Genomic DNA, 9,348 nt, shown 5'->3' on the forward strand with positions numbered 1-9,348 from the left:
GCCACGGCCGGCCCCGCCGCCGAAACCCGCGGCCCAAGAGGAAGAACAGGCCATGGAACCGGCCTCGCAGGACGCCGGCGTCGCGCGATAAGCCTGAGAAAAATTCCGCCCGGACGTGTAACGTTGGCCGTCAAAGCCCGTATCTCAGGGCGTGGACGCTCCCGCACGGAGAATGAGATGTTTGACCGCCGCATCCTGTTGACGACTGCCGCCGGCCTGTTCGGCCTTGCGGCCTTCCGCTGGCTCAAGGGAACGCCGGCCGAGGCCGGCGAGAAAGCCGCGGAAAAGTTCGAGATCACGAAGACGGAAGCCGAATGGCGCGCCCAGCTCACGCCGCAGCAATATGAGATCCTGCGCAAGCACGGCACCGAGCGGCCCGGCTCCAGCCCGCTCCTGAAGGAGCATCGCAAGGGCACCTTTGCCTGCGCCGGCTGCGACCTGCCGCTGTTTGCCTCCGAGACCAAATTCGAGAGCGGCACCGGCTGGCCGAGCTTCTACCAGCCGATCGAAGGCAATGTCGGCAAGACCGAGGACCGGGCCTACGGCATGGTTCGCACCGAGGTGCATTGCCGCCGCTGCGGCGGCCATCTCGGCCACGTCTTTGACGACGGTCCGAAGCCGACCGGATTGCGCTACTGCATCGACGGATTCGGGCTGGTCTTTCACCCGGCTGCAGCGTCGGCGACGTAGGCCATAAGGTGTCATTCCGGAGCGATGCGTCAGCATCGAATCCGGAATCTCGAACTTCCGGGTTCGATGCTTCGCATCGCCCCGGAACGACAGGACGTCCCGGCAATTGTTGCCGGTCCCGGCAATTGTGCCCCGGTCCTCAGGCCGGGGCTTTTTCATTAAGTCATTGATTTCCTGAGAATACCCGCATTGGCATAGCCCTTGCGACTGTCTCCCCCGACTGCGGCCTTGGTCGACCGGCCGCCGAGATCGGATTTGGAGACAAAGTTATGGGTATCTTCGATGCAATGAACACCTCGGTGGGTGGCCTGCAGGCGCAGTCCTACGCGCTGCAGAACATTTCCGGCAACATCGCGAACTCATCCACCACCGGTTACAAGGGCATCGGCACCAGCTTCGTCGATCTCATTCCCGACTCCTCGGTGCCGAGCAAGCAGGTCGCGGGCGGCGTGACGGCCAATGCCAAGGCGACCATCACCACGCAGGGCACGATCTCCGGCTCCACCGTCGCCACCAACATGGCGATCACCGGCGACGGCTTCTTCTCGATCCAGAAGGCAACCGGCGTCGTCGACAACGTGCCGGTGTTCAGCGGCGTCACCTATTACACCCGCCGTGGCGACTTCCAGCTCAATGCCAACGGCAATCTGGTCAACGGCGCCGGCTATTACCTGATGGGCGTCACGGTCGACCCCAAGACCGGCAACCCGACCGGCAACGTGGCGAACGTCCTGAAATTCCAGAATAACTTCATCCCCGCCCAGGCGACGACTTCGATCCAGTACGCGGCCAACCTGCCGACCCAGCCGAACACTGCGGCCAGTTCGACCGCCTCGCCCGGGACGCTGCTGGCGGCCGGCGGCCTCAACCCATCGGATTTCGCCGCCAACCCGCTGCCGGTCGGCACGCCGCCCGCGCCCTACACCAACAACACCGCTTCGGGCGCCGCGGCCACGGGCAACATCCGTTCGCCCTATTCGTCGACGACGAACACCGGAGGGGTCGCGCTGCAGAACAACTCGTCGGCCGTGGCATCGACGACGACATCGCTGGATGCCGCCGTCGGCACGCATCTCGCATCGAGCATCCTCACCGCGCTTAGCGGCCAGACGCTGACCATCAACGGCAACACGATCACCTTCAACGCCGGCAACACCGTCACCCTCGGCACCAACTCGACCATCGGCCTGGGGGCCGGCACGCCTGCGACGGTCCAGGACATTCTGACCGCAATTCAGAACGCAGCCGGCGCTGGCGTGACCGCGACCCTCAACGCGAGCGGCAACATCGTGATGTCGAGCGGCACCAGCACGGATGTGGCGGTGAACAGCGGCACCGCGGCCACGGCGCTCGGCATCACCAGCGTGACGCGCGGCGGCAACGTGCTGTCCTCGCCCGCGATCTCGGGATCGACGCTGCTGAGCGGCAGCGCCACTGCAGGCGGCGCCCAGGTTCTCTCTTCCGGCTTTTCGGCGGGCCCGCCTGCCGACACGATCACCGTCAACGGCCAGACGCTGACATTCATGGCTTCGGGCGCGTCCGGTCCGAACCAGATCAACATCACCGACAACATCACGACCCTGCTGAGCAAGATCGATGCGCTCTCCGGCGCCACCGGCTCGTCCGTCAGCACCAGCGGTGTGATCACCTTGAACACGGGCACCGTGTCAAACCTATCGGTGTCCAGCTCCAACAGCTCCGCCTTCGCCGCGCTCGGCTTTACCTCCACCATCACCAAGAACCGTAACGGCGGCGGCACCGCGGGCACCGGCGGCGTGATCGGCAACGACATCGCGACCTTCACCAAGGAGTCGATCAGCGGCGGCGCGGTGACCGCCTACAACGCTGCGGGTACGCCGGTGAACCTGCAATTGCGCTGGGCCAAAACTGACAGCGCCTCGCTGGGCGCAGGTCACTCCGACAGCTGGAACCTGTTCTACCAGACTGATCCGAACGCGACCGGCACCACGGTCGGCTGGGTCAATACGGGCCAGGCCTTCACCTTCGCTTCCGACGGCTCGCTGACCACGCCGGCCGGCTCGGGCATCACCATCAACAATGTCAGCGTCAGCGGCCAGTCGCTCGGCTCCGTCGCCTTCAACATCTCCTCGGGCGGACTGACGCAATATGCCAGCACCAGCGGCGCGGTGACCATCAACACCATCACGCAGAACGGCTACGCCGCGGGCCAGCTTCGGTCGGTCGCCGTCAACAACAGCGGCCTCGTGGTCGGCACCTTCTCCAACGGCCAGAACCTCAACCTAGCCCAAGTCTCGCTGTCGCACTTCAACGGCACCAACTATTTGAAAGCGATGGACGGCGGCGCTTATGCGGCGACCGAACAATCGGGTGCGGCGATCGACGGCGCATCGGGAAGCATCAGCGGCTCGTCGCTGGAAGGCTCGAACACCGACATCGCCGACGAATTCACCAAGCTGATCGTGACCCAGCAGGCCTATTCGGCCAACACCAAGGTGATCACGACCGCGAATTCGATGGTGCAGGACCTTCTGAACGTGTTGCGCTGATCGGCGCGTAACGTAACCAAAGGCGGCAAGTAACATGGGTTTGAGTTCAGCTCTCGCGAGTGCGATGAGCGGTCTGCGTGCCAACCAGGCCGCGCTCTCGATCGTCTCTTCGAACGTCGCAAATTCGCAGACGCCGGGTTACGTCGTCCAGAGGCCAAACCAGATCGAGGTCACCACCGGCGATTTCGGCTCGACGGCGATGACGACCGGCGTCAGCCGGGAGCTCGACACCTTTGTGCTCAACCAGCTGCGCACCGAGACCGGCGGCAGCGGTTACGCCGACCAGATGGCCAACATCCTGAAGCAGCTTCAGAATGTCTATGGCACGCCCGGCAACAGCGGTACGCTCGAAGACGCGCTGAACAAATTCACCACCGCCCTGCAGGCGCTGTCGACCAGCTCGGGCGCGTCGTCGGCGCAAACGGTTGCCCTCGGTGCGGCGCAGGCGCTGGCCACGCAGCTCAACGTCACCACCAAGGGCATCCAGTCGCTGCGCTCGAACGTCGAGCAGGATCTCGGCACCTCGGCGCAGGCCGCGAACGCTGCCATGCAGCAGGTCGCCACCATCAACACCAAGTTGCAGGCCCTGTCCGCCAACGACCCCTCGGCCGCGACCCTGATGGATCAGCGCGACCAGGCCATCAACACGCTGTCGAAATATGTCGACGTCCGCGTCACCATGGACGGCTCGAACCAGGCCAATATCTACACCACGACCGGCATTCAGCTGGTCGGCGCCGGCCTTGCATCGGAATTCTCCTTTGCGTCCGCCGGCGCGTTGTCGGCGACCTCGCTCTACAACATCGATCCGGCCAAGTCCGGCGTCGGCGCTTTCAACATCAAGCTGCCGAACGGCTCGCAAGTCGACGTCGTCGCCAACAACGTGGTGTCGTCCGGCCAGATCGCGGCCGACCTGAAGCTGCGCGACGATCTGCTGGTGCAGGCGCAGAACCAGATCGACCAGCTCGCCGCCACGATGTCGAGCGCGCTGTCCGACAAGACTACGCCCGGCAGCACGGTGTCCGGTCCGCCGGCCGGGTTCGATCTCGATCTCGCTGCTGCCCTGCCGGGCAATACGGTCAATATCACCTACACCGACACCGCAACCAACACGCAGCGTCAGGTCACGCTCGTCAACGTGACCGATCCGGCGGCGCTGCCGCTTCAGAACGCGACGAATGCCAATCCGATGCGGATCGGCATCAACTTCGCCGGCGGCATGGGCGCGATCGCCTCCGCACTCAACACCGCGCTCTCGGGCTCGCACCTGTCCTTCTCTGCCGCGCCGTCGCCGGCGACTGCCACGACGCTGCGGGTCACCGACGACAGCAGCGGCCTCGCCAAGGTCAATTCGGCCTCGACCAGCAAGACGATCTCGTCGCTGACCTCGGGCAATCCACAACTGCCGCTGTTCACCGACGGCGGACAGGCGCTCTACACCGGCGCGATCACCGCCTCGGGATCGCAGATGACCGGCCTTGCCGGACGCATCGCCGTGAACACGCAGTTGGTCAACGACCCGACCAGGATGTCGGTGTACAACACCTCGCCGGTGACGCCCGCGGGCGACACCACGCGTTCCGACTATCTCTACTCGCAGCTCACCTCGTCGGTGTTCTCCTATTCGCCGCAGAGCGGTCTTGGCTCGGCGAGCCAGCCCTTCAGCGGCAGCGTTTCGAATTTTCTCCAGCAGTTCCTGAGCGTGCAGGCCAACGCCGCGACCCAGGCAACCCAGCTCCAGCAGGGCCAGAGCGTCGTGGTCTCGACGCTCCAGGCCAAGTTCAGCTCGACCTCCAGCGTCAACCTCGACTCCGAGATGTCGAACCTGATCCAGCTCCAGAATGCCTATGCCGCCAACGCTCACGTCATGTCGGTGGTGCAGAGCATGATGAACACGTTGCTCCAGGCTCAAGGGTAAGCAGTAACAGGGCTCTGAAACATGTCGATCAGCAGCATCAACTACTCCTCGTCGGTTCTCGGCTCGCAGATCCGCAACATCAATCAGCAGCTCACAGACCTGTCGACGCAGCTCTCGACCGGGAAGCTGTCGCAGAACTATTCCGGGATGGGAACCAACGAGGGCTTTGCGATCGCCGGGCGCGCGCAGCTCTCCAACATCGCCGCCTATACCGACACGATCACCAACGTCAATGTCAGCATCAACCTCGCCAACACCGCGTTGCAGTCGCTGACCAAGATCCGGAGCACTGTGCAGACGGGCGCCGCCAACACCGCGCAGGATCTCAACGTCAACGGCCAGACCATCGCGCAGAACACCGCCGCCGCCCAATTCGGCTCGATGGTCGGCGTGCTCAACACGCAGACGGGCAACCGCTATCTGTTCTCCGGGACCGCCGTCAACACGCAGTCGGTTGCGAATGCCGGCGACATCATCAACGGCACGACGACGCAGGCGGGATTCAAGACCGTGATGGCGGAACGCCAGGCCGCCGATCTGGGCGCCAACGGCATGGGTCGCCTGGTCCTGGCAACGCCACAGCCGACGCCAAGCTCGGTCCAGGTGTCGGAAGACGTCGCGGGCTCGCCGTTCGGCCTCAAGATCAAGGCGGTCTCCTCGACGCTGACGGGCGCGACGGTCACCGGCCCGAGCGGATCGCCGGTGTCGTTCTCGGTCGATCTCAACGGCGTCAATCCGAACAACGGCGACAAGCTCAGCGTTCAGTTCACGCTGCCGGACGGCACGACCGAGCAGATCGACCTGACCGCATCGACGGCGACGCCGACGCCGCTCGGCAGCTTCGCGATCGATGCGAGCACGCCGGTCAACCCGAACAACACCGCCTTGAACCTCAACAACGCACTGAACGTCGCGATCACCAAGCTCGCCAACACCTCTCTGGTGGCGGCCTCCGCCGTGACCGCCGGCGACAATTTCTTCAACACCGCCAGCTCTGCGATCGGCACGCCCAAGACCAGCCAGGCGGGCCCCCTCGTCCCGATCAGCGGAGCGACAGCGCTGTCGGGTGCGAGCCCCACGGACTCGATCTCGCCGGGTTTCGTCGCCGGCGACACCATCACCGTCAATGGCACCACGCTGACATTCGTGGCCTCGGGCGCGACCGGCAACCAGCTCAACGTCGGCGACAGCATCCAGACGCTGATGAGCAAGATCGACGCGATCACGGGGACGTCGAAGCCGTCGACAATCCATGGCGGCTCGATCACGATCAACACCGACGATGCGGCCAGCCTGAATATCACCAGCTCGAATACGGGCGCGCTGGGCTCGCTCGGTTTTGCCTCGACGCCCGTGACCGCCACGCAGCCGCCGCTCCGTGTCGGCTCCTCGCCCGCGAGCTCGGCGACGACGCTGGTCAACGGCTCGGCCACCACCGTGAAATGGTATCTGGGCAATGACGGGCCCGGCTCGGCGCGCTCGACCGCGATGGCGCGGGTCGACGATTCCGTCTCGGTGCAGTATGGCGCCCAGGCGAATGAGGACGCGATCCGCCGGCAATTGCAGGCGACCGCCGTGTTCGGGACCTTCTCGACCTCGCCGACCGGACAGTATTCGGGCGGGCAGGTCGCCGCGCTCAGCCTGCGGGTGACCCAGGCGCTGACCCAGCAGCCCGGCCAGCAGCGCATCGAGGACATCCAGACCGACATCGCGATGGCCCAGAATACGATGAAGGACGCGAGCACGCGCCAGACCCAGGCCAAGGCGCAGCTCCAGACCATCATCGACCAGGCGGAATCGGCCTCGCCGGACCAGGTCGCGAGCGAGATCCTGGCGCTCCAGAACGCGCTTCAGGCCTCCTACCAGGTGACCTCGAACCTGGCGCAGCTTTCGCTCGTCAAGTTCCTGTAAGTCTACGTTAAGACGCCGTTAACCATGCCTCTTTACCTCTTGGTGAGGATTGGAGCGGGGCGGAGCTGCCGATGTCGGACAAGATGCAACTGGTGGTGGCCACGCCATGCTTCGGCGGGCAGGTGTCGAGCATCTATGCGAGCTCGATCTTCGCGCTGCAGCGCGCCGTGCACGGCATGTCCAATCTCGAGCTCAAGGTGCTGCTGCGGGACGGCGACGCGCTGATCACCCGCGCACGGGCCAATCTGGCCGCGATGTTCCTCGACGATCCCAAGGCGACGCATTTCCTGTTCATCGACGCCGACATCGGCTTCAAGCCGGAGCAGGTGTTCCGGCTGATCGAATGCGGCGCCGACGTTGTCGCCGGCTGCTATCCGATCAAGCGGGTCAACTGGGACAAGGCCGCGCGGGCGATCCAGTCCGGCCGGGCCGACGTGCCCGCGGCTTCGCTCGACTACGTGCTCGAGATCGAGGATCCCGACCGTATCGTCGTGGTCAACGGCTTCACCCGCGTGCGCTATGCCGGCACCGGTTTCCTGATGATCCGCCGCCACGTGCTGGAGGCGATGTGCCGCCATCCGGATTATGCGAGCCTGCAATTCTTCCGCGAGCATTCGCACGACACGCTGGTCACGAGCCCGAACCGGTTCGCGTTGTTCGAATGCATGATCGATCCGGCAACCGGGACCTATCTCTCCGAGGACTTCGCCTTCTGCAAGCGCTGGACCGATATCGGCGGCGAGATCTGGGCCGACATCCAGAGCTCGCTCGATCACGTCGGGCCGTCGGTTTTCCACGGCGACATCGCCTCGCAATTCGCAGCCGCGCCCGCGGCGGCGGCAGATGCCGCGGCGTGAGCCTGCCGGGATGAGCGCCGGCGCATCCCGTCTGTCAGAACCGGACCGCGCATCCGACGGTTCGCGTTATCGCCTGCGCGATCTCTTCACACCGCTCGACACGTTGCTCGTCTCCGGCGGAGATCCGCGGCTGGCGCTCGACGCCGGGGATCGCGTCAACGGCTACGGCTGCGCGGCCTCGCCGGAGCCGGAGATCTGGAATTTCGCCTCCTCGACCGCGTCGACGATCTCGCAAGCGGCCTATGACCGTGCCGCGCTGGCGCGCGAAGAGCTGATGCACAAATGCCTGTTCGACGAGGTTGAAATCGCCTTCGATGCGCGCTGCGAGGACATGCGGGACGAGCTGCGCGGCCATCTCCAGCTGCCGCCGCGCGTCGATGTCGTGTTCTCGCCCTCCGGCACGGACTCTCAGCTCCACGCCTTGTTCCTGGCGCGCGCAGTGCTCGGAGCACGGCCGGTGACGATCGTGGTCGGGGCCGACCAGACCGGAAGCGGGACGGCCCATAGCGCCCGCGGCCACCATTTCAGCTCCATGACGGCGAGCGGCTTTGCGGTTCGCAAGGACGGCGCGGTCGCGGGGCTCGCCGGCGCCAGTGTTGCGTTGCCGCTGCTCGAGACCGCGCCCGGGATTGCGATGCGCGCGGACGCCGATGCCGCGGTGCTGCATGCGATCGAGACCACGATCTTGCAAGGCGCGCCCGTGCTGCTCCAGATCATGGATTGCTCGAAGCTCGGCTGGCGTGCACCGAGCGCGGCCTGCCTCGACGAGATCGCGCGGCGCTGGCCGCGCAAGGTCCAGATCGTCGTCGACGCCTGTCAGGCCCGGCTCGGCCGCCGCCGGCTGCGCTCCTATCTCGATCGCGGCTATATGGTGTTGATGTCAGGCTCGAAATTCTTCGGTGGGCCTGCCTTCAGCGGAGCGCTGCTGGTGCCGAAGGGTCTTTCGCGATCGATCGACCGGGTCGAGGGAATAGCGCCCGGTATCTTCGATTATGCCGGCCGCTGCGATTGGCCGATGGGCTGGACGGCGCTGCGTTCGCGCTTCGATCGCCGGCCGAACTTCGGTCAATGGCTGCGCTGGGAGGCGGCGCTCGCGGAGATCGGCAGCTACTACGCCGTATCGGGTGCTTTCCGCGCCAAGGTGCTGGCCGAGCTCGCCGCCGGCATCGACAGCATGATCGCGTTGTCGCCCTCGCTTCGCTCCGTTCCCGCCACGACCAGGACGGCGAGCGTGGATGACGAGGAATTTGCACAAACCACGATCTTTCCGTTCATGCTGCTGCGCGGCGGCAAACCGGTGTCGATCGCCGAGACCAGCGCCATTCATCGGGCGATGGCGCGCGACATGAACGAGGAGATCAGTGGCAGCGCGGCGGACCGGCAGGTCGCCGCGCTGCGCTGCCTGATCGGCCAGCCGGTCCGTTTGGAGCGGCAGGACGAGGCA

General features: G+C 65.4%; 6 protein-coding genes. All 6 read left to right on the forward strand.

The window, feature by feature from the left end; translation table 11 throughout:
* Nucleotides 1–177 precede the first annotated feature (177 nt).
* Entirely contained in the window at nucleotides 178–690 is a 513-nt protein-coding gene (gene msrB / locus MOV74_RS21975) for a peptide-methionine (R)-S-oxide reductase MsrB (protein ID WP_246926655.1), read from the forward strand.
* A gap of 269 nt (nucleotides 691–959) precedes the next feature.
* The gene (locus tag MOV74_RS21980) at nucleotides 960–3,218 is read left to right on the forward strand and encodes a flagellar hook-basal body complex protein (RefSeq protein ID WP_246926661.1); all 2,259 of its coding nucleotides are present in this window, start codon (nucleotides 960–962) and stop codon (nucleotides 3,216–3,218) included.
* 34 nt (nucleotides 3,219–3,252) lie between these two features.
* Entirely contained in the window at nucleotides 3,253–5,136 is a 1,884-nt protein-coding gene (gene flgK / locus MOV74_RS21985) for a flagellar hook-associated protein FlgK (protein WP_246926666.1), read from the forward strand.
* 21 nt (nucleotides 5,137–5,157) lie between these two features.
* Nucleotides 5,158–7,047: a flagellar protein gene (locus MOV74_RS21990; RefSeq protein WP_246926668.1), complete on the forward strand. Its 1,890-nt coding sequence runs from the start codon at nucleotides 5,158–5,160 to the stop codon at nucleotides 7,045–7,047.
* A 71-nt stretch (nucleotides 7,048–7,118) separates the two neighbouring features.
* Nucleotides 7,119–7,904 carry a hypothetical protein gene (locus tag MOV74_RS21995; protein WP_246926671.1) on the forward strand — a complete coding sequence of 262 codons (786 nt, stop codon included), beginning with the start codon at nucleotides 7,119–7,121 and terminating at the stop codon, nucleotides 7,902–7,904.
* Nucleotides 7,905–7,914: 10 nt separating this feature from the next.
* Nucleotides 7,915–9,348, forward strand: a 1,434-nt coding sequence (locus tag MOV74_RS22000; protein ID WP_246926673.1) for a hypothetical protein, incomplete at its 3' end; no start/stop codon positions are given.

It is taken from the genome of Bradyrhizobium sp. SHOUNA76 (assembly GCF_023006445.1).
In the GTDB taxonomy this organism is placed as follows: domain Bacteria; phylum Pseudomonadota; class Alphaproteobacteria; order Rhizobiales; family Xanthobacteraceae; genus Bradyrhizobium.

Bases quoted from the DNA above. Each gene is read 5' to 3' on its own strand.
- msrB (WP_246926655.1), top strand. From the start codon at position 178: ATGTTTGACCGCCGCATCCTGTTGACGACTGCCGCCGGCCTGTTCGGC.
- MOV74_RS21980 (WP_246926661.1), top strand. From the start codon at position 960: ATGGGTATCTTCGATGCAATGAACACCTCGGTGGGTGGCCTGCAGGCG.
- flgK (WP_246926666.1), top strand. From the start codon at position 3,253: ATGGGTTTGAGTTCAGCTCTCGCGAGTGCGATGAGCGGTCTGCGTGCC.
- MOV74_RS21990 (WP_246926668.1), top strand. From the start codon at position 5,158: ATGTCGATCAGCAGCATCAACTACTCCTCGTCGGTTCTCGGCTCGCAG.
- MOV74_RS21995 (WP_246926671.1), top strand. From the start codon at position 7,119: ATGTCGGACAAGATGCAACTGGTGGTGGCCACGCCATGCTTCGGCGGG.